We start from the raw sequence: 25,806 nt of genomic DNA on the forward strand, positions 1-25,806 counted from the left end.
GCCGGTACGTTGCTTGCTACTCTGCGGCAAGCCCGAAGAGAGCGCGTCACGAGATGCAGTGTTTTTTCGTTACCACTCTAGCCTTAGTGGCGCATACTTCTTTCGAGGTAGATAGCGGGCAGCCATCGTCTTGATTGCTCAGGCAGCAATTGCTCTTTCCCCCCGCTGAAGATATACAGGATGTGTCCAACAAACATGGAGATTTCAGGTGGAAGGTCCAACGAGTGCCAATACGCGACGTTCAGGCGTTTCGCTCATTCGCTCGACATGCGCAACAGCGTCTCTTCTCGTCGCGCTGCTTCTAGGCGCGTGCCGACAGTCCGCGCCGGAACCTGTCACGCTAAATTACTTCCGCCTGGGCTGGTCGCAACCCGATGAACTGCCGACTGCGGAGCCTCTATCGCAGCGATTCACCCGTGAGACCGGCATCCGCCTAAAGAATCTTCCGGTTCCGGAGAACACTCTCGATCAGCTCGACCTCTCGCGTAGGCTCCTGGAAGGCAATGGAACAGGCCCCGACGTGGTGAACATCGACATGATCTGGTCCGGCGTACTTGAAAAAGATCTCGTCGACCTGCAGCCTCAATCTGCATCCGAGATCGGCTCGATCGCGCCATCGCTGGTGCCAAGCTATCGGGTCGATAAAAAGCTGGTAGCGATCCCTTATCAGGTCCAAGTGGGGACACTCGAGTATCGCGCCGATCTCCTTCGCGAATATGGATACACCCACCCCCCCACGACTTGGGACGAACTTGAACAAATGGCGGAAAAGATCCAGCGCGGCGAACGGGCCAAAGGCAATAAAGACTTCTGGGGATACGTCTGGCAGGGAGCAGACTCGGAAGCGTTGACCTGCAATGCCCTGGAGTGGCAGGCGTCTGAAGGCGGCGGTCGCATCATTGAGGACGACCGTACGATCAGCGTCAACAATCCCGCGGCGATCCGGTCCTGGCAGCGTGCGAGGCGATGGATCGGACGCATCTCGCCGCCCAGCGTCGTCGCGTTTCGCGAGCTCGACTCCATTAACGCCTTCGACTCAGGAAAGGCGGCCTTCAACCGCGTTTGGGGAGGCACGACCATCACGCGCGGCGGCCAACATCGCCAGTTCCACGGCAGGCCCTCGCCGTTCGAGACGAAGACCGCTTATGCCATCATGCCGGGAGGAGTGGCGGGGTCGGCAGGCACACTGGGAGGCTCAGGATTGGCAGTCTCCCAACACTCGCCCCATGTTCCAGATGCAATCAAGCTCGTCCGGTTCTTGATTCAGGCGCAGATCCAGTCGAACCAGGCAGAAGATCGCGCCTTCGTCGGCACCCCACAGGTTCCGGTGGATAGTGAGCCGTCCGGATCCAGCAAGTCGAATCGAAACGTGAGCGGGGTTGTGAATCGCCCATCGAGCGTCGTCGGCAACAAGTACGAGGACGTCAGCCGGGCTTACATCTCCGCCGTACACTCGGTGCTGACCGGAGAGAAGGGCGCGCCCGAAGCGGCCGCCGACCTGGAGAAGGAACTAGCCAGGAAGACAGGTTTCAAGACCGGGCCTCCGAGAGCAACGGAATAGCAAAGTCGTGAGTAGCGTAGCGCCGTTCCAGCGAGATCGAATGAAATCACCAGACCTCAACCGCTTCATCATCGGTCCTCGGCTTGTGCTCACGTTCGCCGTGCTGATCGCATTGATCGTGGGCGGCAACGGCCTGCTGCTGTGGCAGTTCCACATCGCTCGCGAGCAGACCGATAGCCTGAACGCCGTAAGTCAGCAGGTCATCTCCGTTCTGCGGTTGCAGGATACTCTGCGGTCGTTTCATCAGCAGCTCGATGAGATCGCGAAGACACAGGACGCACGTCGTCTTACCGTCGAGGTCGCACCTCTGCGCTCAAGCCTCCTAATTGAGACGCAGCGCACCCGGGACGTCGTCACCCACTTCCCACCGGAGATCAAGGTGGATCCGGCTTTCCTCCCCACTCTGGAGGCGATCGAGATCACGCTTCCGTCGCAGCTCGACGCGATCTCCGCTCTGGCTACATCGGGCGACTGGGAGGCGGTTCGCAGGCGGCTGGCGAATGAGTTGAAGCCGCTCGAGACGCAAACCTCCGTCCTGATCAAGAGCATGGACCAGGAGGTCAGCGCGGAGTTGACGCAAGCCGTCGTCAGGATGAACGGGGTACAGCGCAGGATCCTCTTCATCGTTCCGGCGACCGCCATCGTGACACTATTCATCGCCGGCTTCCTGGGCTGGGCCATCACGCGCCGGATCATTCTCCTGCGGCTCGAAGAGCGGATCGAGGAGCGCACCCGGATCGCCCGCGAACTCCACGACACGCTGCTACAAGGAGTAATCAGCGCCTCGATGCAGCTCCATATCGCCGTGGATTGCCTGCCTGCTGATTCTCCCTCGCGACCAGCGTTTGCCCGAATTCTGCAACTCCACAAGCAGGTGATCGACGAAGGACGCAACGCCGTGCGAGGCTTCCGCGCGACGGACATAGAGGCCCATGAGCTCGGAGGAGCGCTCTCCAGGGTTCCGCAAGAGCTGAACTTTCAGGACGCGACCGACTTCCGCGTCATCGTCGAAGGCCGCCCCCAGTCCTTGCATCCGGTCATCCGTGACGAGGTCTACGCGATCAGTCGAGAAGCCCTCGTCAACGCCTTCCGCCACTCCCGCGCAAACCATATCAGGGTCGATGTCGATTACTCGTCCAGCCACCTGCGCGTGCTGGTCTGGGACGACGGCTGCGGCATCGATACGCAGGTGCAGGCGTCAGGCCGCGACGGCCATTGGGGGCTCTCCGGCATGCGCGAGCGCGCCCATCGAATCGGAGGTAAACTCAAGGTTCTCAGCCGCCCTGGAGCAGGCACCGAGGTCGAACTTCGAGTGCCTGGAGAGATCGCCTTCGAGTCCCACTCCTCTTCGGCATCAGCGTGGTTTGGCGGAGTCTTCCGGCGCTTTGCAGCAACAACAGTAAATCCAGACCACCGTTGAGCAGGATCGATGCCCTTGCCCGAGCCAATTCGTATCTTCTGCGTGGACGATCATCCGCTGATGCGTGAAGGCATCGCCGCCGTCATTCGGAGTCAGCCCGACATGCTGCTCGTCGCCGAAGCCTCCAGCGGCCGCGAGGCGATTCAACGATTCGCAGAGACGGCACCCAACGTGACGCTGATGGATCTGCGACTTCCGGACATGAGCGGCATCGACGCCATGATCGCGATCCGCTCTCAATTCCCGGGAGCCTTCGTCATCATCCTCACCACCTTCGATGGCGACGTCGAGATCACGCGCGCTCTCCAGGCCGGAGCTCGCGCGTACCTCCTCAAGAGTATGAATCCCAGCGAGATGGTAGAAATCATCCGGCAGGTCCATCGAGGCAAGAAACGAATCCTTCCGGAGATCGCCGAGCAACTCGCTCAGCACTTTGCCGATGAAGTGCTTACCGCACGCGAGGTGGAGGTGCTCCATCAACTGGCAGGCGGCAACCGCAACCGCGACATCGCCGAGAAGCTCTTCATCACCGAAGAGACAGTCAAGGTACACGTCAAGCACATCATGGAAAAACTCGGAGCCTCAGACAGGACACAGGCCGTCGCTATCGGGCTTCGCAGAGGCATGATCCAACTATAAAGATCCGATACCTGAATAGTGGTAGGTGAAGACCCCGATACCGGGGGATTCGCTCTCCTCCACCTGCGCTTAGTCTTCTGCTAGGCGTGGGTGGTCGCTTATCTTCATGTTCTCTGCATACCCTGACGGATGGCCTGGGGTGGGGCTTTTTCTCCTACGAGGGGCGGGCGGGAGTGTTCTGGTCGTCCAGGGCATCACGCTCTACCAACAGGAGCGGGCACTCGGGCCTATGGTGCTGGCGGTCATCGTCGTCACGATTGTTGTCGGGATTCTGCTGTGCCTGGGGTTTCTCACGCGCTTCGCCATGGCGGTAGGGGCGTTGGGAACGATTGGCTCGATGTTTTACTGGCTTCCTTTCCCGAGGTCCGGCCTGTTCGAAACTCGTTCCACCGAAATTCTGGCACTTGTGATCGCTGCAGCCATCGCCTCCGTCGGCCCCGGAGCCTTCTCGGTTGATGCGCGGCTCTTCGGGCGAAGAGAGGTCATCATCCCCAAGAGCCGCGATGACCCCCACTTCTAGCCTGAAGGCGGAATGACACAGAATTCAATTAAATTTGAGCAGATCCGCCATCGACAAACAGCTCAATTCCGGTGATGTATGAGCTGTCGTCTGAAGCGAGAAACACGGCGACGCTCGCGATTTCTTCTGCATCTCCCACTCTCCCGAGAGGGATATCTTTTGCGAAGCCGTCAAGCAGCTCCTGCTCTTGACCCGCTGGAGCTAGACCGAGCAAGCCTGGAGTCTTCGTGGCACCCGGACTTAGTACGTTCACGCGAATCTTTCTGCCGCGGAGATCCAAAATCCAGGAACGGACGAAGTTGCGGATCGCCGCCTTGGTTGCGCTGTAAACGCTGAAGGCCGGTGTGCCAGTGATCGACGTTGTCGAACCTGTAAGGATGATGGAGCCGCCCTGTCCCATGAGCGGTAGGGCCTTCTGCACCGTAAAGAGAACTCCCTTTACATTGGCTGCAAACGTCTTATCGAAGTGCTCTTCCGAGATATCACCGAGCGGACTGAACTCTCCTCCGCCCGCATTCGCGAAGACAATGTCAACGCGCCCAGCCTCATCCTTGACTAGCTTGTAGAGTCGGTCAAGATCGGCCAGCACACTGACGTCGCCCTGAAATGCTGTGACATTCTCCCCGATCTCACGTACAGCTCGATCCAGATCGTTCGCGCGCCGACCGGTAATGTAGACTTTCGCGCCTTCAGCGACAAACCGTTTTGCGGTTGCCAGACCAATGCCACTGTTGCCACCTGTGACGACTGCGATCTTGCCCTCTAGCTTTCCCATGTTCTTCTCCTTGTTCATGTTGATGCAGACTGGTTTACGACGCTCATAAGCGAACTGTCATGCCTATTCGTGTTCGTTGTCGGATACGTACCTGTCCCGATACGTGGCTCTTCTCATTAGCGCTCGGACTTTGTAGGGAGAGAAGGAATCGTGAACCGGACCGTCTCACTTGTAATGACCTTATGAGTAGGATCAGCGAGCTCGACCAGCACCTTATGCGGCCCAGGAGCAAGCCCGACGAGGATGATCGTCTCCCCGCTCGCATCGACGAAGTGCCACGGCGCATCGTCCACCGTAATGTGAATATGTCCAATGCGCGGCGACACCGAGAGCGCGCCTTTGCCAAAGACCGGTATCACTCGCAGGTTCTCCGTCCTGTACTGGATGAAGACTCGTCCGGCAGCCAGCGGCTCGGGCATCGGCGGATCGACGATCAATCTGGGCTGCGCTTCATTCTCAACGGCTACAAGAGGAGATGCGCCGCGGATCTCACGCGCACTCTGAGCGTTGGTACTACCGGGGGCGAAGGTACAGAGTGCCGCACCGGCCATAAGTGCGATTTGAGCTTGAGTATTCATGACACACCTTTCAAAAGAGATCTGATTCGAAACAAACTAGACTCCCCTGAACACCAGCCAAGTAAAGAGATCCGGGGAGACAAACCCCTTGCCCCACTTCGAATCGAATGAGGCCGATGGCTTGCTAGCAACGGCCTCCTTCGCGGAGGCCCCGGAACTCTTTAGCGATGCGACTCTTCCGCGCACCTCAACCATCATCTGTTCGAACGCAAGGACATCGCTGCGACCACCGGCAGGACCATGACCGCCCACGACGATCGTGGAGGGACCGATGAGGGCCAGCGTCTCGCGACAAGCTGCGATCATGCCGTCGATGTTGCCGCCAGTGTTGTAGTCGATGAAGGGGTAGTACCGGCTGAAGAAGCTGTCGCCGGCGTGCAGCACGTCCGCATCGCGAAGAAAGACGGATATATCCGTGTCCGTATGGGCGGGGGTGTAACGCGTGAGCGTGATCTCCTGCCCGTTGGCCTGCAACGTCTTGGTGTGGTCAAACGTCTCTGTCGGCAACGCACCCCATGGGCTCGGCGAATAGACACCTTCGAACTCCGGGATGTACTGTGTGTGCCGCATCCGGTCTAGCGTCTTTTCGTGGGCGAAGATGGTCGCGCCAGCGTCATGCATCCACGCGTTGCCGTCCGTATGGTCGAAGTGCCAGTGCGTATTAATGAGATAACGCAGGGGAGCGGAAGAGATCGACTGAAGTGCCCTCTTCATCTGCACCTTCGATGTCGCAAGACCACTATCGATAACAAGCATTCCATCAGGTCCTGGGAGTACGAGAACGTTTCCCCCGGACCCGGAAACGAGCAATACGTTGTTGCGGAGAGGCTCAATCGTCAGCTTCGCCAGCCTGCCACTGGCACGCATCTGCGCCGTGGTTATGTTCGCTTCCTGAGCGGATGCCTCATTATTGCCAGCGAATACGAGTGCGGCCGTAGTTCCGAGGGATGAAGTAATGAATCTGCGTCGCGTTTGCATAGGACTGGTCCTCGCCAGATGGCCCGAACTCTGAAGCTAAGGCTATGTACCCTTACAGCGCATCACAATCACGTCTTCCCAGGGTAAGAGACCAGGAAGCATCGAGGACATCTCACATGTCGCTTGCACTCTGGCGGCGCAATGCGGTCTTGGCCGAATCAGAGAGCGTAACCGCTGCCGCTGCAAGCATGATGACGTCCTTGACAATCAACCGGCCTGCGCCCGAGAGATATGGGAATCCGTGATTGGCGTCGCCGAGGGGAGGCACCCAGGCCTCAGGCGTAGTGACCAGAAACGACAACGTAGTACACGCCATCAGGATCAGCAGGCCGCTGCCCAACGCCGAGACCTCAGGCCATATCGGATAGAGAGCGATCAAAATACCGATGCTGATAATGACGGCTCCCAGCCCGTGCGAGAACGTATAGGTGCCGTTAACCCTATGCCATTCGCGATGCGGAAGATTCAGCTCCCCTTCCTTGTTCATGTGGGTTCGATACTCGGCGGGCTGGTGATAAAGAAAGCTCATCACGGGACTATTCGCGACGAGCGGAACAATGCTGTCAGCCTCGTAGTCCACGAACTTAAGGCCGCCGATCCATACCAGCACGATAAATAAAGCGACGCGCAATATGGCCATGGCTACGCGGTCAAGCCTGGAAGCGGTGGACAAGGCTGCCCACGTCCATTTGCGAAGCATGGAGCGATTGTCATACTGCAAACTGTCAATCATGGCACTCTCCTCAGACGTCTCAGGGTTGTGTTTTGTCTTACGACTGGAGGAACGCCAGCAGGTCGGCGTTGACCTCATCGGCATGGGTGACGCTCATGCCATGCGGAGCGCCAGGGTATACCTTCAACGTGGCGTTCTTGACGATCTTAGAACTCAGCAGCGAGGAGTCCGCGATCGGTACGATCTGGTCCTGATCCCCATGCAGGATCAGCGTCGGCACCTCGATCTTCTTCAGGTCCTCTGTCAGGTCGGTCTCGGAGAAGGCCTTGATGCACTCGCAAGTTCCGACAACGGAAGCCTGCATTGCCTGCAGCCAGAAGGAGTCGCGAACGCCCTGCGACACCTTCGCGTCGGGCTTGTTGTATCCGTAGAAGGGCAGGCTGAGGTCCTTCATGAACTGCGAGCGGTCCGCGACGACACCGGCGCGAAGCCCGTCGAAGACGGAGAGTGGCAGGCCGCCCGGGTTCTTTTCGGACTGCAGCATCACCGGCGGTATCGCTCCGATCAGCACCAGCTTCGAGAGCCGCTTGTTGCCATGGCGGCCCACATAGCGTGTCACCTCGCCGCCGCCCGTGGAATGCCCGACGAGCGAGATATTTCTCAGATCGAGTGCTTCGATCAGTTCGGCAAGATCATCAGCGTAGGTGTCCAGGTTGTTGCCTCCCCACGACTGCCCGGACCTCCCATGGCCGCGGCGATCGTGGGCGATCACGCGATATCCCTGCTGCCCCAGATAGAGCATCTGTGCATCCCACGCATCCGAGCTCAGCGGCCATCCATGCGAGAAGACGACCGGCTCGCCCGTCCCCCAGTCTTTGAAGTAAATCTTCGTTCCATCTTTCGTCGTGATCGTATCCATCTTCGTTCCTCCTTGTTTGTGCGCGAACTTCCTGATCGCGGGTTGTGGTTGAGAAAACGTGCTGAAAGCTTGAGGCGCGAAGACAAGCCTTTGGCACAGGATGTCTATGCCTCTCTCGAGTGGAAGACTCTCACTTAACATTTCCATGCCCCTGAATACCGCCGAGGCTTTGGCGCGAACATCCACAAAAAGGCCAGCTTTACCGCCGTCCCAAGTAAGGGAATGAAGACAAGGTTGATCATTGTTGATCTACCTTTCTTTCGCTTTTGACGGATCGCCCCGTAGGGCCGCCGCAAAGAGGGGCTGTGGTCGCAACTCGATTCCGTGCCCTAAGGATTTGATTTGTCCACGAGTAGCCTGTCGTCATCGCCAGCACGATCAGAGCGCCCGGAATCGCGGATGGACTGCCGACCGGCACATCGAAGTACCGGCAACCCACTCCAACGGCGAAGCTGACGAGAAGGCCAATCGTGAATTTCATACGCTGTCTCCGAATACAAGACAGACACTACCCTGGCATCGCACCCGTCGCTATCATGTCTTTGCATGAGGCCTTTGAAGGGGCTGAAGACCGCTGCCACTCGCTAACGAACAACGCCTTCAGAGGTCCAGCTCGATCTTCGACAACGGCGTTGCGCAGCAGATGAGAACGTCACCCTCTCCCGGCCGATCGAGTGGCTCTGGATCGTACTTCACGCTGCCACTGATCGTCCCGGTCTGGCAATTGTGGCAGACGCCCACGCGGCAGGACCAGCGCACTGGCACATCGCAGGCTTCGGCAAATTCGAGCAGGCTTGCGAATCGAAGGTCCCACGGAACCGTAAGGCCGCTCCGTATAAACGACACCGCCGGGCCTGCCCCAGCGTCTCCAGGTGGTGGGTGCGGCGTCTTCGTTGGAGCAGCAGCAATCCCCGGTGTCATCGCGGGCCCGGCACCAAAGGCCTCGGAGTGGATGCGACTGCTAGGAATCTCCCAGGCCTTCAGAGCTGAGGACATCTCGTCAAGAAATGCCTCCGGCCCACAGAGATAGAAATCTGCCTCCTGAGGTACACCAGTCTCCTGTAAAGACGAGAGCCTCAGATGTCCCGCTGCGTCATAGTCCACGCCGACCCTGTCTCTCTCTTCCGGGGCACTATAAACAACGAACGATCGGCTCTTTGAATGGTTCTCGAGGGTCTCCCGTACTTCGTCAGCGAACGGATGTTCCCTGCTGTTGCGAGCGCCGTAGCACCACCAGATCTCCCGCGCAGGATCCGCTCTCATCATAAGTTCATGCAGCATGGAGAGCACCGGTGTGGCTCCGATCCCCGCACTGAGGAGCACAACAGGGCGGGCGCTCTGGGCGAGCGTGAAGCTGCCTCGCGGAGCACTAACTTGCAGTGAATCGCCAGCTTTAACGCTGTCGTGGAAGTACTGGCTTCCCGGCCCGCTATCGCGTTTCACGCTGATGCGGTACGTGCCCGCGCCCGGAGGGCCAGACATCGAATAGCTCCGTACTATAGGCGAAGGATGGCCTTGGGGCTGAATCCTGAAGACAAGGAACTGACCGGCTAGCGCAGTCGGCAACGGGCTGCGATCCTCTGCCTCTAGGACGAACGACCGTACATGGTCACTCTCACGTCTGACCTCAGCAACGCGCAGTGTTCGAAAACCGCTCCACGCAGGGGCTGGTGTCGGGGCAACAAGCCCGGCATTACCACCCTGATCGCTTGCCTCGAGCAAAGCCCTTAGAGACCCCTTCCATCCCTCGCTCAAAGAGGGAACTCGAAACGCCCGCTCCAGTTGATCGCGAGGATGGCTGGGTAGGTACAGCAGCGCATCGACCTCAGCTACGGTGACATGCTCCGGCCCATCGGCAACCTTGACGATGTTGTCTCCCGCACCGATCTCGCCTTCTTCAATAATGCGGCAATAAAATCCCGGCCTCCGATGCGAGACCAGCAAAGACGGCATCCGGGGTTCGTTCATCCGGATGCCGACGCGGTAGCAGGTCACTCTCGGCTGCGTCACTTCGAATAAGGCCGCGCCGATACGATAGCGATCTCCGATACAGACCTCATCATCTGCAAGGCCCTCGACGGTGAGGTTCTCTCCAAACTGCCCGTACTCGAAGCCGTGTCGCTGAAGGTGTTCTTCCCAGTGGCGATAGGAGTCAATCTGGTAGACCATCACAGCGCGGTGTTCTCCGCCATGGCCTGCGAGATCTCCCTGTCCATCGCCATCGAGATTGAGCCGCCGCGCCATCACTCGTCCCGGCACAGATCGCTTCCAGACTGCGGTTCGAACGACCTTCCCTTGCCACATAACATCTTGCGGAAGTCCGACATTTATTGAGACAAGCGAACCCATACAAAGCCTCCCGTCCATGAAGATACATCCATGCCGCCGTAGCGCCCGTCATGAATTTCTATGAATCTCTGGCGGACGCAAGTAATGGAAGAACATAATACCGGTCGCGAACCTAGGGAACTAGGATCGCTTTGTCGATGCGAGCTTACTCCGAAAAGGAAGCTCCGAACACCGACAAACTTGTCTCCAGGAGCGGCACAATGACCGACGTTATCCCAAGCACTTCACGGCGTCACTTTCTCACGGTTGCCGGTGCTTCAACCGCTGCAGCCCTCTTCCCGGCCCAGAAGCTCGTTGCGGAGGAAGCTGATGGAATGTCCGCCGATCCTCCATCAACCGCGCCGACATCGCTCAAACTGAGCCAAAGCGATACTGCGGTTGTCTTTATCGATCCGCAGAATGATGTGTTGAGTGAGACCGGGCTGGCATGGGAGGCGGTCCGCGAGAGCCTCAAAGAAAACAACACCATCCCGAACATGGAGCGGATCTTCAAAGCTGCGAAGGCGCATGGGTTCGAGGTCTTCATCTCGCCACATTATTTCTTTCCAGAGGACAAGGGGTGGAAGTTCAACGGCCCGCTCGAAGCCGATGAGGCAAGAACAGATCTCTTTGCCCGTAAAGGCCGGCTGTCCGTTGCCGACTTCAAGAACTCTGGCGCAGACTGGCTCGATCGCTTCAAGCCGTATATCGAGGACGGCAAGACAGTCGTTGTCTCACCGCATCGTGTATGGGGCCCCCAGACGAACGACCTTGTGCTGCAACTACGCAAGCGCAGGATCAGCAAGATCATCCTTGGCGGCATGCTCGCAAATATGTGTGTCGAGTCGCACCTAAGAGAGTTCGTGGAGCAGGGGTTTGAGGTTGCCGTGGTGAAAGATGCGACGGCCGGACCGCGGCACCCCATCTGGGGTAACGGCTATACAGCCGCAATGATCAACTATGCGTTCATCGCCCATGCGGTCTTAAGTACGGATGAAACAGTCAAGGCTATGGAGCGTGGCTAACAACCAAATGTAACGTTCGAATTGAGTGCGCTTATGAAATTTCTGCTCTATCTGGCCGGATTATTTATCGACACCTTCGGCATCACTCATCCTTCCGACGAAGCGCGATATCAGGCTGCGCGTTACATAGCTTTCCTCTTGCTTCTCACAGTCTTATTGCTTTGTACGGTGATTGCTGTCGCGGCACATCTCCTGCATAGGTAAAACCCGCATGCATTCTTATCACTATCTTCCATGGAGGTGTCGAAATGAGAATCGCTATAGCCGCTGATCACGCTGGCTTCGCCCTGAAGGAACAGATCCGTGAATTCGTCGCGGGCCTCGGACACTATGTTCGCGATCTCGGCGCACACGACGAGTCGCCTTCCGACTATTCCGACTACGCGGAGCTGGTTGGGGCGCAACTCATGAAAGGGGCCGTGAGCCATGGCATCCTCATCTGCGGATCGGGGATCGGCGTCTGTATCGCGGTGAACAAGATGCCTGGTATCCGGGCAGGCATCTGCCACGATACCTATTCCGCTCATCAAGGCGTGGAGCACGACGATATGAATGTCCTCGTCATGGGCTCCAGAATTGTTGGATCTGCGCTCGCCTCCGACATAGTAAAGGCTTATCTCGGCGCTACCTTCGATACATCCCAGGAACGGTTTGCCCGTCGCCTCAACAAGGTGAGAGCAATCGAACAAACCTACATGCCTTCAGTAGCAAAGTGACTGACTTCACAAATCCATCGACAAATTAATCAAAGGAGTTGGACATGACTGCATTAATGGAAGAGCTGAAAGAGCAGGACACAACCACCAACGCATCCACCACGCCTGTAGTTCGATATAACACGATTCACATCCGCGACGTCGACGTCTTCTATCGCGACGCTGGCCCGAAAGACGCGCCCGTGTTGCTTCTTCTACATGGCTTCCCCACTTCGTCGAATATGTTTCGCAACCTGATCCCCAGGCTCGCAAAGTCATTCCGGGTAATCGCTCCGGACTACCCTGGGTACGGCTTCAGCAGCGCACCCGATCACAAGGAATTCGCGTACACCTTCGAAAATATGACCAACATCGTCGAGGAGCTCACGGAGAGGCTGGAACTGAGCACGTACACGCTCTACGTCATGGACTACGGGGCCCCTATCGGTTACCGGCTTGCACTTCGCCACCCTGAAAAGGTCTCTGGACTGATCGTGCAGAACGGCAACGCCTATGAAGAAGGCTTGCTCGAGTTCTGGAACCCGATCAAGAAGTACTGGCAAGAGGCGACCGCAGAGAACCGCGCCGCATTGGCGTTTCTGGTCAAGGCAGAGGCGACGAAGTGGCAATACGAAAACGGCGTAAGCGACCGGAGTCTGCTTGACCCCACTACATGGACACTAGATCAGGCGTTGCTCGATCGTCCGGGCAACGGCGACATACAGCTGGATATGCTCTTTGACTATCGAACCAACGTCCCACTGTACCCAGAATTCCAGGCCTTCTTTCGCCAATATAAGCCGCCGACTCTGATCGTCTGGGGAAAGAACGACTTCATCTTCCCGTCAGAAGGAGCACTTCCTTACAAACGGGACCTGCCGGACATCGAAACCCATTTGTTGGACACCGGACACTTCGCCTTGGAGACTCACGGAGATGAGATCGCGCTGCGGATCGAGAGATTTTTCTCGCCGCGACCCGATCATACGTAAACTTTTGGCCTACGAAGAAGTTCTTCTGACAGGTGGACAGACGTTTATCCGTCCGCCTGTCACCGTCTCAGCCAAGAAGTGGGCACGCCCAGGGACGATAATGTAGGGCAACATCTCAGACCCTGCGCCGTGGATTCCAGGCGCCCGCCTAAGATGCGGGCGCAGAGTTTCCCAATATTATGCTGGTTATCCTCGATTGGTCGTCCGCCGCCATCCACCCATCTGTCGCCTCAGAGTCCTCAACTCAAGAAGAGCAATAATATTATGCTTTGCGCTTACAGCGTGCGGTATAAATAACGGTTGTTATCAGACGTAAGTGATTTGCAGTCAATTACTTACACGATATTTCCCAACGTGCTCAGAGTCAACCCGCCCTCTCGCGACAGGAGCATAACGACCATGGGTCGCGCGGCCTTTTCGATCAGAGAGCGCTTGGCCACAGAACGAATAGGATCAGTCATGAATGCTGCATGCAGATCCACCCTCATTTCAACCTGTTGCTGAGCAGCGCCTCGCAGTCGAGCTTTTTCTTGCCGGCGGGAATCTTCGGATCGACGCCTATGCGGGAGCGGGCAAAACAACTACGTTGAAGATGCTTGCTGGCAGCAAGCTCTCTCCGGCTCTCTACTTAGCCTTCAATCGCTCGATTGCCTCCGAAGCCCGAGGGCGCTTCCCGGCGCATGTGAAATGTGCAACCACGCACTCGATCGCGTTCCGGGTAGTTCGCAGGAGCTTGGGCTATCCAGAGTGGAAGCTCACAGAAAGCCTGACACCCAACCTGATCCTCCAGGCATTTCGCCTGCCGGAAGAAATTACCTTCCATTCAGGGGTTGTGCTTGAGCAAAAGTCTTACGCTGCCGTCCTCCGCGACGGATTGAAGCTGTTCCTCCAAAGCCGAGATGCGGCTCCCTCTACGTTGCATGTCCCCCGTTATGGGGTCTTTGAGCGGCTGGGCTCTGAACAGTTCGAAAGCTTTGCGAAACAGGTCGCTGAGCACCTTGGATATCTTTGGTCGAGCATGCTCGATCGATCAAAGGGCCTGCCGCTCGGGCATGATGGCTATCTAAAACTGTGGGCGCTGTCGAATCCTCGCGCTCAGGCTGACTACATCATGGTCGACGAGGCGCAGGACCTCAACCCAGTCCTACTGGAAGTGCTGAATCGATCTGAGTGCCAGATTGTCTATGTGGGCGACGCGAACCAGCAGATCTATGAATGGCGCGGGGCTGTGAACGCAATGGAGCAGGTTCAAACACGCCATCGGTGCTTACTGTCACAGTCCTTTCGTTTTGGTCCCGAGATCGCGGCGGCGGCGACTATCGTACTTCGCACGCTAGGTTCGCGCGAGCCGCTTCGTGGCTCTACATCTGTCCCCTCTCACATTGGTCGCGTCAAGCCAGATGCCATCCTTGCGCGCAGCAATGCAGCGGTGATGTCAAACGTCCTTAGGTGCCTTGCTCGCAACTTGCGGTGTGCCGTCGTTGGCGGAACAAAAGACTTGGAACGTGTCCTTACAGATGTGCAGCGAGTGAAGCAAAATCAACCTGGGCAATCCCCGGAACTAATCGGGTTCCAAGGATGGAAGGACGTGATGAGCTTCAGCAATCGGCCCGAAGGTGAGGGCTTGCGACCGCTGGTCAATCTCGTTCAGGAACACGACGAGACTCGTATTTTGGGGGCCCTCTCTAAATGTGAGTCCGATGAGTCGACTGCGCAGGCCATCTGTTCGACTGCTCATCGATCCAAAGGAAGAGAGTGGGATTACGTGTATCTCGACCCTGATTTTGAAGCTGGCTTCCTGAGAGCGAAGCGCCTCGGGTCAGCAGAGGCCGCAAAGGCCACTGCATCGGAAGCGAGACTGCTGTATGTCGCCATGACTCGCGCAAAACTCGGGGTACAACTGCCACGCGAGGTAGCAAAGCGTTTCGGTATCCGCAACACCACCACCGAGATACGCGGGCGACCGTTTCACCCTTAGAGCGCTGAGCAAGCTCGCGCAAATGATCGATTTCCTCAAGGAGTTTTCCGCTTCAGAGGCTCTTAGTTTAGAAGCTGCGGCAAGTGATCTTCAGGTCTGGGCTAATCGCTCGATTGAGTCTAAGTTCTCCTGATCAAGACCGCGCAACTTATTTAGACCGAGTCGATGCTCTCGCAGTAGGGTGGCGAAGACTCGAGCTAGAGCCGAGTATCGGAAGTCGAAGGTACGGTCGATCCGTTCTCGCTGCTCGGTAAGCCACGTTTCCATCTCCCACAAATCCGATGCTTCGTTGATTTGTTCGGCCCGTTGCATGACCTCCTGGATGACGGCTGTCAATTCCCTGTCCAAAGCAAGGTTGAAAGCTCTGCGGGCGGTGAGCTTTTCCTTTGCCGACCACTTCCAACCGATCATTCCTCTGTTGTCATGACACTCGCCGTGATCATGCTCCTCTCCTCCTAGACGGCATTTTAGCTTTCAATTCCCTGCTGAAGAATGACATAGTGCGGTGGTTGGTTGCCGAGAGCGCCGTTCTTGCAACAAGCGATCCCTGTCGTCCTAAACTAGTCCCCACTGTGTTTATGAAGCTTGCGATAGACCTTGTCATTCGAATTCGTAGAAATCTGAGCTTTTGAAGTCAGTATCGGCAATCGGCCACCGAGACAGGCCCGTTTCCCCAATCGTCGCTTTTCATGCGCCCTCCGGCATGTGACATTCACTCGAATGTGAGAGATCCCGACATAGAAGTTATTTGCCGTAGGCTCACTGATTAAGAGCGAGAGTTGATCACATGGCTCATCAAGCATGGCGAATACGAAGTGGCCAGGGCCTCGAGGGGTAGATTGCCTTCCGGGCCTACGGGAGCGTTGCACTTGTGGCTGTACGTTAATTGAACGCTCTCTCATGAACTCCAGGAAGCTGTCGGCACAAGACGCCTGCGATGGCTGCCCACCGCTGCAGGGGAATGGAACTCAAAATCATGCACAATAAACATTGACTCGCTTATACTTTTGGCCATGCCTGCTTCCACGTTAGCCGTGCTCGCGACGCAGCTACCGGTACTTGAACATCTGGTCGACCAGATTAGTTGCTGTGCCGAACGTTCACCACATCTGCCCGCTAAAGACTTGCAATTGCTCAACAGCTTGGCTGACTCCTACCTGCGAGCGCGCGAACAACTACAACACACCATAACGACTCTGGGCGTTGATGATAGGCTTTAGCCGACCAGAGCCCTGTTCGCACATTCATCTCTCTTTTCTATACTGTCGGTACGGATGTTCGACTCTCATCTCAGAGTGTCACGAGGGCTATAAGGTCTGCGTACTCGCCCGGGAGTTGCCGGCACGCAGCTGGATCAAGGAATACGAGTCGAAAGCGCACTGTCTCACGGAACTTGCCTATGTTGAGATCGCGCCTCCCGGCGAGATCGCCGAGGCCCTTAACACAGACTTGGAAGACAACATCGCTATGCTCGTGCTGGAGTCAGATGTCGATCCCGCCGTGTTGAGGGCGGCAGGATTCACGGAGAAAGTCTTGGAATACGTCAACTGAATGCGCGGCAGCCGAACGTAGTTTCCGCAAACCCCGTTTTGCAGGCGCGATATGCGCCCGATTAATATAGTCGTTTCAGAGAGTACAGAGCCTGACAGAAGGCAGAAGGGTTGTTCCAACGATGTAAGCCTACCAGCGGTCGCTTTGGTTCCGCTCACCGTAAGCTTGCCGTGCAGTCCTATTCTTGAATAACAAAGGGCTCGAATGACAGTTTTCCTTAAAACGCTATTGCTTCTATGTGCGGCGGTTTTCGACACATCGTGTGTGTTCGCCCAAGCTGCCCCTGCTTCCCCTCAGCTACCTGTCCTTGCTGTTGCTGCTATCAAGCCCAGTAAAGCAACAGGGTGGCGATTGCAGCCAACGCCTGATGGCTACACTGCGACCGGAGTTTCCTTGCGGATGCTGGTCCAAGAAGCATATGGAGTTTATGACGAAAAACTCCTCTCAGGGGGACCTGGCTGGTTCAATTCTGATCGGTTTGACCTCGAAGCCAAAGTAGACAGCGCTGAAGAAGCCAACTTAAAAGGGCTCACCTACCGTCAGCGCGCCGACATGCTCCAGGCGCTCCTTGCAGACCGGTTCAAGCTCGAGGTCCACTACGCGGTAAAAACTTTCCCAGTTTTCAACCTCGTCGTTGGAAAAGGTGGTCCACGTCTCAAGCCGACAAGGGTTCCGCAAAATGACATGGGGATCGGAATTACTTGTCAGGTCCTGCAGAATCGGCACGGCTACACTGAGCGACAGGATTGTGTGGTGGGCTCCTTGGAGGGTTTACTTCAAGGGGATACGGGTAGATCAGTGATAGACAAAACCGGTCTGACTGGCCATTACGACTTTGAGCTTCGATGGAGACCAGAGAGCACATCTCCCACAACAGCAATCGATGAAAATGCCCCGTTCATCTTCAACGCTCTGCAAGAACAGCTTGGCCTGAAGCTCGAACCCTCTACGGCCCCTCTAAAGGTCCTTGTGGTCGACCATGCCGAGCATCCATCCGAAAACTGAAACCATACTTCTGACCGCGACAACTACGCTTATCGGAGTGAAACCATGGGAAGTCGACGTTGTCGGCAACTTCGGTTCTCCGGCCCCCGAATGGGTCGAAGTTAGCCATGCCCCGTTTTGCATGAGGAATCTCGGCAGTCGAGCAGCTAAGCGTACTAAACGGCGGACCGGGAAGGAGCTGTTTGCTTCTTCAACCAGGTCTCGGAAAGAGCTAGGCCAGATGAACAGGCGAGCATGGCAGTCCCATAGAACAACCAACGCGAATGGCCGATTATAAAGCCGCCAACATACAGTAGGAGTGCGCAGCTGTAAACCACCCACCGCAATCTCAGCATCCACGGCAGTAAAGATTTTGGGTGTATGTTGCGCTTTCTAGTGGCGATGTACAGCGCGGCCCAGATAGCAAAGGGTGCGATCACGAGAATAGACCCGATTCCAATCGCAAGCGGCTTGGACGAGATGTCGATGTGCATTCTTATGTCCAGAACCTGCGGGATTGAGAGCCATCTGAATCAGCTCAGCTGCAGCGAAATCAACCTATGACTTGAAATAAAATCATACCTGCCACGAAGTCGGTGTTTGCGGAAACTTCGACACGAACCTTCCGCAATCCCCGTTTTCAAGGCGCAACCTGTACCCCGGTGAATCGTCCGTTTCAGGAGTAACAGGCCGACGCCGATGCAAGGAAGGCGGTTTGCGGGGAATGGTAATAGTTTTTGACCGCGCGCTCGCGAGAGGCCGACGACCATGATGGGCATTATGAAAGCTTGTGAGCGCGATTGAGTAGAGATCGATTGGTCATCACTTCAGTAAGAAGGAGGGCGCCACCAGCAAAAAGCAAAGCGTTCACGAAGGGAGGCAAGCTTCTCTTTTCTCCACTAGCATTCAGCCAAAAGGGAGAAAGATGTGGCTGGATTAGGAACGCTCCGGTTTGTAGAGCAATGAGAGCGATGAGGAACCCAGCGTGCCGGAGTGCAAGGCGTGGAAGTTCGCCACGGACAAAGGGACAAGAGAAAAGATAACGCTGCATCCCCCGGTTGCGACTGAATGTATAGAGGATGACACCAGCCGTGTAAGAGACCACCGACGCAGTTTCGGTGCCGATCCGGGTCTTGTCGAAGAAGAAGAAAAGCGAAATACCGCCAGGTAGAAAAATCAGAAATATCAACGTGAAGAAGCAAAAGCGAGACCAGGAATAGGGTGATGGTTCAACGCACGGATCTTCTGATGGCATTAATTCTTTCATCGTCTAGGAGACCCTAGCGCATGACGAAGTCGTAGGCAAGCCTTTCCCCACAGACGGCTTGATCGGAACCCGGACATCTCTAATATGACCCACGACAACTCCGGGTGTCGTGAGGGAGACGTCCGCAAAGTCGTTGTTTGCGGAAACTTCGTCGGTCCGGAGGATTTGGCGGAGCCGAAACTTCCGCAAACCCCGTTTTTCGCGAACCGGGAAGAGCCGTAAGCTCGGATCGACGTTAACGGCTACTCCCGAATGATCGTCAGGACGGTGATGTCATCTGCTTGGGGTGCTCCGATGCCGAACGCGCATGCCATCTCTGCAATGGCGGCAGCGGATTGGGTGCTGATGGCCCGGGTGCGGTCGAAGCCGAAGAGCTCTTTGTTGGGAAAACTGGTGGCTTCGACAACGCCATCCGAAACAAAGCTAAGCCGGGAGCCCGAGGCGAGGGTGAACGTGGTCTCATCGTAGGTGATCTCTGGGGCGATACCGAGAGGGAGGCCGGGCAAGGTGGGGACCTCTTCGCCGTCGCAGTAGGGCGAGGGGTTGCCGGCATTGGCGAGTATAGCGCGGCCATCCGAGTGCAGGAGGATGGCGCAGCAAGTTGCAAAGCCGGAGACGTTACCCGTGAGAGCGCGGTTGAGACGGGCGAGAACTTCAGCGGGCCTGCGTGAGATCTGCATGCGCAGTCCGCCGATGATGGTGGAGACGACCATGGCGGCTTGCAAACCCTTGCCGCTGACGTCGCCGATGACGGCGAGGAGGGACAAGTCGGCGGTTGGGTCCGGCGCTGGAAGGATAAGGAAGAAGTCTCCGCCAACCTGTCGGGCGGGCAGATAGACACTTTCTACGAGGAACCCCGGAGTGGCGGGAGAGGATGGGGGGATGAGAAGCTGCTGGACGGTTCGGGCTGCTTCGAGTTCGGCGGCAGCGATTTCCTCATCTCTACTTATACGAATGAAACGCATAAGGATTACGGCGAGAAGGCCGCCAAGGAGTAGAAGTAAAGCGATATAGGAAGGTGAAATTCCTACCCCTCGAACGTGTAGACCCATGACCAATTCGGTAAATCGAGGAAATGGACCTGCAGCCTGATCAAGCAGAGTCGACAGCGGAACGCACATAAGCGGGATCAGCAACAATCCGCATTCCTTGTTGCCGCGGCGGTAGGCGGCGAGCAGGAGGCAACCAGCCATCAAGACCCAGCCAACATTTTCAAAAGGTTGAAAGGCGAAATAAACGTTGTGAAGAGCGGGGAACACCGCCAGGAGAGGGATGAGAAGCACGATCGCTTGGTAGATTCGGACAATTAGCTTGTTCCTAACTACGGCAAAGGTAGCGACAAACTCTAGGCAGGTTATCGGGACACAAGCATCAAGAAGGTTCGATAGGTTGTCTGATAGAGGTCCCATGGGCACAACGGCCATGAATCTTGCGCCAAGGTACAGAGTGTCAACTGCGGTGGTTAGGCAAAAGATTGCAAGCCACAAGTATTCAAAACGATTCCTCTGTGCTAGTTGGAGGGCTAGACTCACGGGGACAAAAGCCAAAAAGATGAGGCAAACGACAACCTTAAAGAACCAATAAGACTCAAAGTCGCGGTATCTACGCAGACTAATGATGTTATCGACTGCCTCTGTACCACCTATACTGACCTGCTCGAGTCGGAAGTAACGCACGACCTTTTGCCCGGGATCGACCATATGAATGGCGATAAGGATGTCAGGGCCTGGAGGTAAGGTCACCCGTTGCGGATAGGTTCGACGCTTTACGCGAGCGTCGAAGTCTGATGTCTCAGCGATCTTTTTCCCGTTCGCGAAGACCTCAAGCTGAGTCGTATATGAAGGCTCCACTAAGAGCGCGAGGGCGGAACTTCGATTGAGTAAATGTATCCGTATTCTCGCCCAGCCATTCCCGTCTCTTTCATTCGGGGAATGAGCATTCGATAGCAGTTGATCGCCGCCTGGTCCGATAAGAGGCCAAGACGAGTCATCGAACGTGGGGTTGGCGAAGACGGAGTTGTCTTCTGGGAAAAAGCGCCAAGGGGCGGTAAGCTCGATGATGTCGTTGACGCGAGATGCATCGATAGTGACGGAAACATCGGGATTATGGGTAATGGCAGAAGGCTGGGCGAGGGTGGTGGCCGTGGAGAGGCCGCAGATAAGCACAAGAACGAGGATTGGCAGTAGCGGCGGGTGCTTCATCCTGAATGGCTCCAACGTGTAGTGGACTAACAGAGGCATCCGGCGGAAGACGGCGGACTGTGCTGTCTGGTGTGAATCACTATATCGATAAGGCCGGCAGAACACGAGATTTTTGGCGAACCACTTGCAACGAGACATTGCGCCCGACTTCCTGCTTCGAGAAATCGCTTGAACCAAATATAACGACTTACGCATGGCAAGTTTGTAGCGATAGCCACGACCGTTGACCCGCATGGCTCCCGCAAATGTATGGTCCGTTGCAGGACTGCAAGGGAAAAGTTTGGGGTCGAGAAGACAAGTCTGCGCAAATGTATTCGGTCTTCGTGGAGAAGGATTCTCCTGACCAGGATGAGTTGCGCGCGTATCTATCCTTCAAAGTCGGTCGGTCGCGATCGACCATTTGCGGGATCAGGTTGAAGATACGCCGTTGTGACTGTTCTTTCGTCCTTGCTGTTCTCTGTGCAGACTTCGGTGGGTAAAGTTAAGCCGCTCAAGTTCGTGATGCGAAGGAAGTGTCAGCTCACGCTGGCAGTTTGTTCGGTAAGGGCCTGTACTCTTCTCCGCTTGATAGGACGGCCCAAGCGATGCGTGCCAGCTTGTTGGCCATAGCAACCACGACAACGTTCTTGTGTGCTCTGAGGTCAAGCGCGTCTAACCAGGCTCCGATCGGCGCTCGATCGCGCTTGATCCGCAGTACGGCCGCTCTCGCACCATGGATGAGGATCTTGCGGAGGTAGACGTTCCCTCGCTTGCTGATACTCAGCAGCTTCGCCTTGCCGCCGGTCGAGTACTGGCCTGGGACGAGGCCAAGCCAGGCGGCAAAGTCGCGGCCCTTGCGAAAGGCGGCACCGTTGCCGATGGCCGCCACAATGGCCGTTGCTACCACTGGCCCGATGCCGGGGATCTTGCGGATGCGCGTGCATCCGGCGTCCGCCGCGGAGATCCGTTCCAACTCATCGCCGAGTTGTTCGATCTGTTGCTCGACCATCTTCCACTCGCCCCACAATATCTCGATGAGGTGAAGCATCTGCGGCGTCAGACTGGCACCGGCGTTTTCAAGGACCTCCGGCATCGCGTCACGGAGCTTCGAAGGAGTCTTCGCGAACACAAGCCCCCGTTCAAGCAGGAACGCTCGCAACTGGTTGATTACGGCAGTCCGTCGAGACATCAGGCGATCGCGCACCCTATGAATCGCCTGCAGGTCCAACTGATCGTCGGTTTTGATCGGTACGAAGCGCATGTTCTTGCGCTCGACAGCTTCGGCGATCGCTTCGGCATCGATGAAGTCGTTCTTGTTCGACTTCACAAAAGGCTTCACGAACTTCGCCGCGATCAGCCGCACATCGTGGCCTTGACTCCGCAGTGCCCGGCCCAGAAAGTGAGCCCCCGAGCAGGCTTCCATCCCAATCAAAGACGTCTGCATGTTCGCGGTGAAGATCAGGAGCTGCTTCTGTGTGAACTTCTTCCGCACAAGCACCTTGCCAGCCGCACCCAGCGCCACGAGATGGAACGTTGTCTTGCCGAGATCTATGCCAACCGAATGTATCTGCTAACGAGGATCCTCCTTGTACAAGCTGCCACCACAATCCCTCTATGAAGCTGAGAAATCAAGCGGCGGACCATCTCATTAGTCGGGGTTGTCGGCAACATTGATCCCCGGAAGCTGCCGAGAGCGCCGGGACCGGCTAGAGGGCGAAGTTCCCAGAACGCCGTTTTTCTTGCGGGATCGTCGTGCGGCCTTCGATCTAGGGAGTCCCGGCGGTGAAAGAGGGTCCAACTCGGTCGCCTCCCCGTCAAGAAACACTTCGATTAGAGTAGAGGCGTATGGAAAGTCCTATGGTTTGTCCGTGTGGCCGTGTATGGCTGAAGGAGACTCATTCGTCGGATTTCTTACGTCGCGGCAGAGTGCATTGCCGATGTGGTGCCGTTCTTGGCCAAGATGAGGATGGTAGCTGGGATGCTTTGTTGCTCACCCCTCGTGAGCGGTTTGGTGCAATCCGAAAGCTCGTCGGACGTAGCGCGTGGATATTGTTTCGGCTGAGCCACCGGATCGGAATACCAGCTTGGCGATGGGTCAGGCCCAGCTCAATTGCCTCCTTGCTAAGCCCGAACACGGCACGGCATGTTCGTGTCGAAGTGAGAGTTCTCCCTGTACCGTCCCGATATTGAAAGCCAACCGCCTATGGAGCGGCAATTCCTCTGAAGTCGGTGTTTGCGGAAACTTCGTTTAGGGTGCCCGGGAATCAGGCTCAAGGCCGATCTTGTCGTTCACTGCGGCAACGATCCTCTGCCGGGAACCAAGGTAGCGTTCTGTCGTCTCAGCGGATCGATGCCCGAGAAGAAACTGAATCTGCTCCAACTCACCTCCAGCTGCGTGGCAGAGTCGTGCGCACGTCCGGCGCAAGTCATGTGGGGCGAGTTGATCGATTCCGGCGACCTTTGCTCTCTGCCTGACGATCGACCAGACCAGTTTCTCGCTAATCTTCGGACCCCATACGGTACCCATTCGGCTTACGCGGCGAAAGATGGTGCCTTCCGTGATCGCGGCGGCATCCAGCCACCGATCAAGGGCTTCTTTCACCCAGATTGGGACAGGGACGGTTCGGATGTGGCCGCCCTTTCCGTAAAGGTTTACGATCGCCCAGTGGTCGTCACGCTGCTGAAGGTGTCCGAGCGTCAAGCCGGTCAGTTCCGCTCGACGCAGCCCGCAGCCAAGGAGGACCGCCAGGATGGCATGGTCGCGCTTGTCACGCGTCGAGTTGCCAGAAGGAACGGCGAGCAGGCTTTTACCTTGAGCCGCCGTAAGCCAGTTCCCAAGCCTCATTCCGAGACGTTTCGCGCCCTTTACCCGCCGAATCCCGGCAGCCATATCCGGATTGAGCAGGCCATTGTCGGACGCCTCGTAGGCAAGACGACGAACTGCAGCCAGTCTGAGATTGATCGTCGCTGGCGCGAGGCGTCGAGCTTCCAGCTCATACCGGTATCTCAGGACTACAGTCCGACCAAACGCCAGACGGGGCTCGGAACAGTACCAGGTGATGAAATCCTCAATCGCGCCAGCGTAGGTTCGCTTCGACGCCACCGAGCCAAGACTTTGCAGGACTGACAATTTCGAATGATCGAGGTCGGGCAGGCGCAGCACCGTCCGGGTAGACCGCTTCTTGCTCTTTCGCTTCTGAATCATGGATGCGGTCTCCCTTACCGCGCATCCATGATCTCCATCGGCTCAGTGTTCGATGTTTCCGCAAACACCGACTTTCCGGGCACGTCTTTGATGAGCGACCTATCGCGCACTAAACTGGGGAGCATGGAACCTGCAAGAAGAAGCCGCACGTCGGTTTGGGTTGCTTTTGGGATCAGCATGGCCCTATACCTGATCTGGAAGTTCGTGCTCGCTCGCTGACTGTTGGCCGCGTTGAGCGAGCTCGTCGGATGGACGTTTCCGCAAACAACGACTTTCCGGGGGTTATCATCTCTTCGCGAGGAAACGTGGATCGTGCCTGAAATCACATTCGGATCCCACCAAAAAATCATGTTTGTTCGTGCGATCCAGGTTTTACTTCTAGCAGTCTCGGCCCTGATGCATCCGCAAGCCGCTGAATCGCTTTGGTCATGGCTCGTCTACATACCTCTGGCCGCCGCTCTGTTTGGTCTATCTCGCGTGGTGTTCGCGAGGATTACAGTAGGAGGCTTGGAATACCTGCGCTTTGGCAAGCCGGTCTTCGTGGGTTGGGCTGAGGTCGATAAGGCCACAGTCAACTCGTTGGGGCAGATCACGGTTCAGTTATCCGGTCGATCATGGTGGACAAGGTACCTTCTCTTGCTGCGCCCTTCTAAACCACTTGCCGGATTTGCTCCCGGCAATCCCGACGCGGCCAGACTGATCGAACTCTGCGTTCGATGAGCCTCGAAAACGGCATTTGCGGAAGTCTCGTGGCGATGTTGCCGCAAACAACGACTTTGCAGGAGTTTGGCATTGCACTAACCTGTGGCCATGGCTCATCCTTACACTGAAGTTGAGAAAACGCGCCTCTGGGCAGCTGTGGAGTCGGCGATAAGGGATTTGGTATCGAACAACAATTTGGTCGAAAGCACCGCCCAGCCTTACGTTGTGGGCTATCTCTGCCAAAAGTTACTGAATGAGCGTCAGGTTGTAGGCGAGGGAATGTCCGTGAGATCAGAAACGATCACCTCGCACAACCACGAGGAGATTGAGTGGGACGAAAGCTACTTCAAGTTTTGCGACTTCGAGGAATTTTCGGAACACGGGCTGGTGGGCTCTGACTTCCACACATGTTCGTTCAAAAAAGTTGACTGGTATTGGAGTCTGTTTTCCGGTTGCAATTTCATAAACTGCAGCTTCGTTGACTGTACGTTCGCGGGTACTAGTTTTCCAGACAGCAGATTCATCGATTGCGAACTGGTGAACTGCAAGTTCATACAAGACAATCTCGGAGGTGAATGCGACTTCTCAAATTCCTGGGCACATGGTTGCTCAATAGAGAACAGCCCTGGATTTCAACCTGAAAATAGCAGCGACATTCCGTGTGTCCGGTTCTGGCAGGCAGTCCGTGCGGCTGAATGAGGAACCATATGTTCGGGCGTAGTCGCTCCCGCAAAAACGGGGTTTGCGGAAGGTTCGGCCGCTCGGGCGATCAAGGTCGACATTGGCGCAAACACCGACTTCGTGGGAAACCGTTGTCTCGTGGCCATCAGCGCGTA

The 25,806-nt window shown here is 56.5% G+C and carries 25 protein-coding genes; 13 read left to right on the forward strand and 12 right to left on the reverse strand.

Going from position 1 to position 25,806, the window contains the following annotated elements:
* Positions 1–208: 208 nt before the first annotated feature.
* From HDF16_RS26860 to HDF16_RS26875, 4 genes are all read left to right on the forward strand, one after another.
* Positions 209–1,561, forward strand: a complete 1,353-nt coding sequence (locus tag HDF16_RS26860; RefSeq protein ID WP_184223486.1) for an extracellular solute-binding protein — start codon at positions 209–211, stop codon at positions 1,559–1,561.
* Positions 1,562–1,601: 40 nt separating this feature from the next.
* A complete protein-coding gene (locus tag HDF16_RS26865) occupies positions 1,602–2,981 on the forward strand; it encodes a sensor histidine kinase (protein WP_184223488.1) in 1,380 nt (459 codons plus the stop codon).
* A 9-nt stretch (positions 2,982–2,990) separates the two neighbouring features.
* The gene (locus tag HDF16_RS26870) at positions 2,991–3,620 is read left to right on the forward strand and encodes a response regulator (protein WP_184223490.1); all 630 of its coding nucleotides are present in this window, start codon (positions 2,991–2,993) and stop codon (positions 3,618–3,620) included.
* A gap of 139 nt (positions 3,621–3,759) precedes the next feature.
* The gene (locus tag HDF16_RS26875; RefSeq protein WP_184223492.1) at positions 3,760–4,140 is read left to right on the forward strand and encodes a TQO small subunit DoxD; all 381 of its coding nucleotides are present in this window, start codon (positions 3,760–3,762) and stop codon (positions 4,138–4,140) included.
* Positions 4,141–4,168: 28 nt separating this feature from the next.
* On the opposite strand, the gene HDF16_RS26880 is transcribed toward HDF16_RS26875, so the two are convergent.
* The 7 genes from HDF16_RS26880 to HDF16_RS26910 all read right to left on the reverse strand — a co-directional run bounded on the left by HDF16_RS26880 (position 4,169) and on the right by HDF16_RS26910 (position 10,322).
* On the reverse strand, positions 4,169–4,915 hold the full coding sequence (locus HDF16_RS26880) for an SDR family NAD(P)-dependent oxidoreductase (RefSeq protein WP_184223494.1): 747 nt from the start codon (positions 4,913–4,915) through the stop codon (positions 4,169–4,171).
* A 116-nt stretch (positions 4,916–5,031) separates the two neighbouring features.
* Positions 5,032–5,493, reverse strand: a complete 462-nt coding sequence (locus HDF16_RS26885) for a DUF6130 family protein (RefSeq protein ID WP_221313248.1) — start codon at positions 5,491–5,493, stop codon at positions 5,032–5,034.
* Between the two features lie 36 nt (positions 5,494–5,529).
* Positions 5,530–6,471, reverse strand: coding sequence for an MBL fold metallo-hydrolase (locus HDF16_RS26890; protein ID WP_184223496.1), 942 nt, complete (start codon positions 6,469–6,471; stop codon positions 5,530–5,532).
* Between the two features lie 112 nt (positions 6,472–6,583).
* Positions 6,584–7,204, reverse strand: a complete 621-nt coding sequence (locus HDF16_RS26895) for a DUF417 family protein (RefSeq protein ID WP_246410259.1) — start codon at positions 7,202–7,204, stop codon at positions 6,584–6,586.
* Between the two features lie 37 nt (positions 7,205–7,241).
* A complete protein-coding gene (locus HDF16_RS26900; protein ID WP_184223498.1) occupies positions 7,242–8,063 on the reverse strand; it encodes an alpha/beta fold hydrolase in 822 nt (273 codons plus the stop codon).
* Positions 8,064–8,301: 238 nt separating this feature from the next.
* Positions 8,302–8,544, reverse strand: a complete 243-nt coding sequence (locus HDF16_RS26905) for a DUF1427 family protein (RefSeq protein ID WP_184223500.1) — start codon at positions 8,542–8,544, stop codon at positions 8,302–8,304.
* Positions 8,545–8,663: 119 nt separating this feature from the next.
* Positions 8,664–10,322 carry an MOSC and FAD-binding oxidoreductase domain-containing protein gene (locus tag HDF16_RS26910; protein WP_348641446.1) on the reverse strand — a complete coding sequence of 553 codons (1,659 nt, stop codon included), beginning with the start codon at positions 10,320–10,322 and terminating at the stop codon, positions 8,664–8,666.
* Between the two features lie 290 nt (positions 10,323–10,612).
* Here HDF16_RS26910 and HDF16_RS26915 point away from each other — a divergent pair, with 290 nt between their 5' ends.
* From HDF16_RS26915 to HDF16_RS26935, 5 genes are all read left to right on the forward strand, one after another.
* Positions 10,613–11,416, forward strand: a complete 804-nt coding sequence (locus tag HDF16_RS26915) for an isochorismatase family protein (protein WP_221313250.1) — start codon at positions 10,613–10,615, stop codon at positions 11,414–11,416.
* Between the two features lie 33 nt (positions 11,417–11,449).
* Complete coding sequence (locus HDF16_RS26920) at positions 11,450–11,620, forward strand: hypothetical protein (protein WP_184223504.1); 171 nt, start codon at positions 11,450–11,452, stop codon at positions 11,618–11,620.
* A 44-nt stretch (positions 11,621–11,664) separates the two neighbouring features.
* Entirely contained in the window at positions 11,665–12,132 is a 468-nt protein-coding gene (rpiB, locus tag HDF16_RS26925; protein WP_184223506.1) for a ribose 5-phosphate isomerase B, read from the forward strand.
* A 44-nt stretch (positions 12,133–12,176) separates the two neighbouring features.
* Positions 12,177–13,103 (forward strand): alpha/beta fold hydrolase, encoded by a 927-nt coding sequence (locus HDF16_RS26930; protein ID WP_184223508.1) that lies wholly within the window; start codon positions 12,177–12,179, stop codon positions 13,101–13,103.
* Between the two features lie 463 nt (positions 13,104–13,566).
* A complete protein-coding gene (locus HDF16_RS26935) occupies positions 13,567–15,081 on the forward strand; it encodes a UvrD-helicase domain-containing protein (RefSeq protein ID WP_184223510.1) in 1,515 nt (504 codons plus the stop codon).
* Between the two features lie 90 nt (positions 15,082–15,171).
* Here the strand turns inward: HDF16_RS26935 and HDF16_RS26940 are convergent, their stop codons facing one another.
* Positions 15,172–15,492: a hypothetical protein gene (locus HDF16_RS26940; RefSeq protein WP_184223512.1), complete on the reverse strand. Its 321-nt coding sequence runs from the start codon at positions 15,490–15,492 to the stop codon at positions 15,172–15,174.
* A 924-nt stretch (positions 15,493–16,416) separates the two neighbouring features.
* Between HDF16_RS26940 and HDF16_RS26945 the strand changes: the two genes are divergently transcribed.
* Together HDF16_RS26945 and HDF16_RS26950 are read left to right on the forward strand one after the other, a co-directional pair.
* Positions 16,417–16,632: a hypothetical protein gene (locus HDF16_RS26945; RefSeq protein WP_184223514.1), complete on the forward strand. Its 216-nt coding sequence runs from the start codon at positions 16,417–16,419 to the stop codon at positions 16,630–16,632.
* A gap of 204 nt (positions 16,633–16,836) precedes the next feature.
* On the forward strand, positions 16,837–17,637 hold the full coding sequence (locus HDF16_RS26950) for a TIGR03435 family protein (RefSeq protein WP_184223516.1): 801 nt from the start codon (positions 16,837–16,839) through the stop codon (positions 17,635–17,637).
* A 757-nt stretch (positions 17,638–18,394) separates the two neighbouring features.
* On the opposite strand, the gene HDF16_RS26955 is transcribed toward HDF16_RS26950, so the two are convergent.
* The 4 genes from HDF16_RS26955 to HDF16_RS26970 form a co-directional block, all read right to left on the reverse strand.
* On the reverse strand, positions 18,395–18,883 hold the full coding sequence (locus HDF16_RS26955) for a hypothetical protein (RefSeq protein WP_184223519.1): 489 nt from the start codon (positions 18,881–18,883) through the stop codon (positions 18,395–18,397).
* Between the two features lie 242 nt (positions 18,884–19,125).
* Positions 19,126–20,076, reverse strand: coding sequence for a PP2C family protein-serine/threonine phosphatase (locus tag HDF16_RS26960; protein WP_221313252.1), 951 nt, complete (start codon positions 20,074–20,076; stop codon positions 19,126–19,128).
* 1,528 nt (positions 20,077–21,604) lie between these two features.
* Entirely contained in the window at positions 21,605–22,630 is a 1,026-nt protein-coding gene (locus tag HDF16_RS26965; RefSeq protein ID WP_184223539.1) for an IS110 family transposase, read from the reverse strand.
* 681 nt (positions 22,631–23,311) lie between these two features.
* Positions 23,312–24,268 carry a tyrosine-type recombinase/integrase gene (locus HDF16_RS26970; RefSeq protein ID WP_184223523.1) on the reverse strand — a complete coding sequence of 319 codons (957 nt, stop codon included), beginning with the start codon at positions 24,266–24,268 and terminating at the stop codon, positions 23,312–23,314.
* A 312-nt stretch (positions 24,269–24,580) separates the two neighbouring features.
* Here HDF16_RS26970 and HDF16_RS26975 point away from each other — a divergent pair, with 312 nt between their 5' ends.
* On the forward strand, positions 24,581–24,988 hold the full coding sequence (locus HDF16_RS26975; RefSeq protein ID WP_184223525.1) for a hypothetical protein: 408 nt from the start codon (positions 24,581–24,583) through the stop codon (positions 24,986–24,988).
* A gap of 261 nt (positions 24,989–25,249) precedes the next feature.
* Positions 25,250–25,669: a pentapeptide repeat-containing protein gene (locus tag HDF16_RS32245; RefSeq protein ID WP_432432296.1), complete on the forward strand. Its 420-nt coding sequence runs from the start codon at positions 25,250–25,252 to the stop codon at positions 25,667–25,669.
* The last annotated feature ends 137 nt before the right edge of the window (positions 25,670–25,806 follow it).

Source organism: Granulicella aggregans (genome assembly GCF_014203275.1).
Lineage (GTDB): Bacteria > Acidobacteriota > Terriglobia > Terriglobales > Acidobacteriaceae > Edaphobacter.

Excerpts from the sequence above, each read along its gene's own strand:
- HDF16_RS26935 (WP_184223510.1), top strand. The coding sequence starts at position 13,567 with ATGCTGCATGCAGATCCACCCTCATTTCAACCTGTTGCTGAGCAGCGC.
- HDF16_RS26865 (WP_184223488.1), top strand. The coding sequence starts at position 1,602 with ATGAAATCACCAGACCTCAACCGCTTCATCATCGGTCCTCGGCTTGTG.
- HDF16_RS26915 (WP_221313250.1), top strand. The coding sequence starts at position 10,613 with ATGACCGACGTTATCCCAAGCACTTCACGGCGTCACTTTCTCACGGTT.
- HDF16_RS26900 (WP_184223498.1), bottom strand. The coding sequence starts at position 8,063 with ATGGATACGATCACGACGAAAGATGGAACGAAGATTTACTTCAAAGAC.
- HDF16_RS26895 (WP_246410259.1), bottom strand. The coding sequence starts at position 7,204 with ATGATTGACAGTTTGCAGTATGACAATCGCTCCATGCTTCGCAAATGG.
- HDF16_RS26955 (WP_184223519.1), bottom strand. The coding sequence starts at position 18,883 with ATGAAAGAATTAATGCCATCAGAAGATCCGTGCGTTGAACCATCACCC.
- HDF16_RS26870 (WP_184223490.1), top strand. The coding sequence starts at position 2,991 with ATGCCCTTGCCCGAGCCAATTCGTATCTTCTGCGTGGACGATCATCCG.
- HDF16_RS26885 (WP_221313248.1), bottom strand. The coding sequence starts at position 5,493 with ATGAATACTCAAGCTCAAATCGCACTTATGGCCGGTGCGGCACTCTGT.
- HDF16_RS26970 (WP_184223523.1), bottom strand. The coding sequence starts at position 24,268 with ATGATTCAGAAGCGAAAGAGCAAGAAGCGGTCTACCCGGACGGTGCTG.
- HDF16_RS26920 (WP_184223504.1), top strand. The coding sequence starts at position 11,450 with ATGAAATTTCTGCTCTATCTGGCCGGATTATTTATCGACACCTTCGGC.
- HDF16_RS26880 (WP_184223494.1), bottom strand. The coding sequence starts at position 4,915 with ATGGGAAAGCTAGAGGGCAAGATCGCAGTCGTCACAGGTGGCAACAGT.
- HDF16_RS26950 (WP_184223516.1), top strand. The coding sequence starts at position 16,837 with ATGACAGTTTTCCTTAAAACGCTATTGCTTCTATGTGCGGCGGTTTTC.
- HDF16_RS26890 (WP_184223496.1), bottom strand. The coding sequence starts at position 6,471 with ATGCAAACGCGACGCAGATTCATTACTTCATCCCTCGGAACTACGGCC.
- rpiB (WP_184223506.1), top strand. The coding sequence starts at position 11,665 with ATGAGAATCGCTATAGCCGCTGATCACGCTGGCTTCGCCCTGAAGGAA.
- HDF16_RS26905 (WP_184223500.1), bottom strand. The coding sequence starts at position 8,544 with ATGAAATTCACGATTGGCCTTCTCGTCAGCTTCGCCGTTGGAGTGGGT.
- HDF16_RS26940 (WP_184223512.1), bottom strand. The coding sequence starts at position 15,492 with ATGATCGGTTGGAAGTGGTCGGCAAAGGAAAAGCTCACCGCCCGCAGA.
- HDF16_RS26930 (WP_184223508.1), top strand. The coding sequence starts at position 12,177 with ATGACTGCATTAATGGAAGAGCTGAAAGAGCAGGACACAACCACCAAC.
- HDF16_RS26960 (WP_221313252.1), bottom strand. The coding sequence starts at position 20,076 with ATGGCTGGTTGCCTCCTGCTCGCCGCCTACCGCCGCGGCAACAAGGAA.
- HDF16_RS32245 (WP_432432296.1), top strand. The coding sequence starts at position 25,250 with ATGTCCGTGAGATCAGAAACGATCACCTCGCACAACCACGAGGAGATT.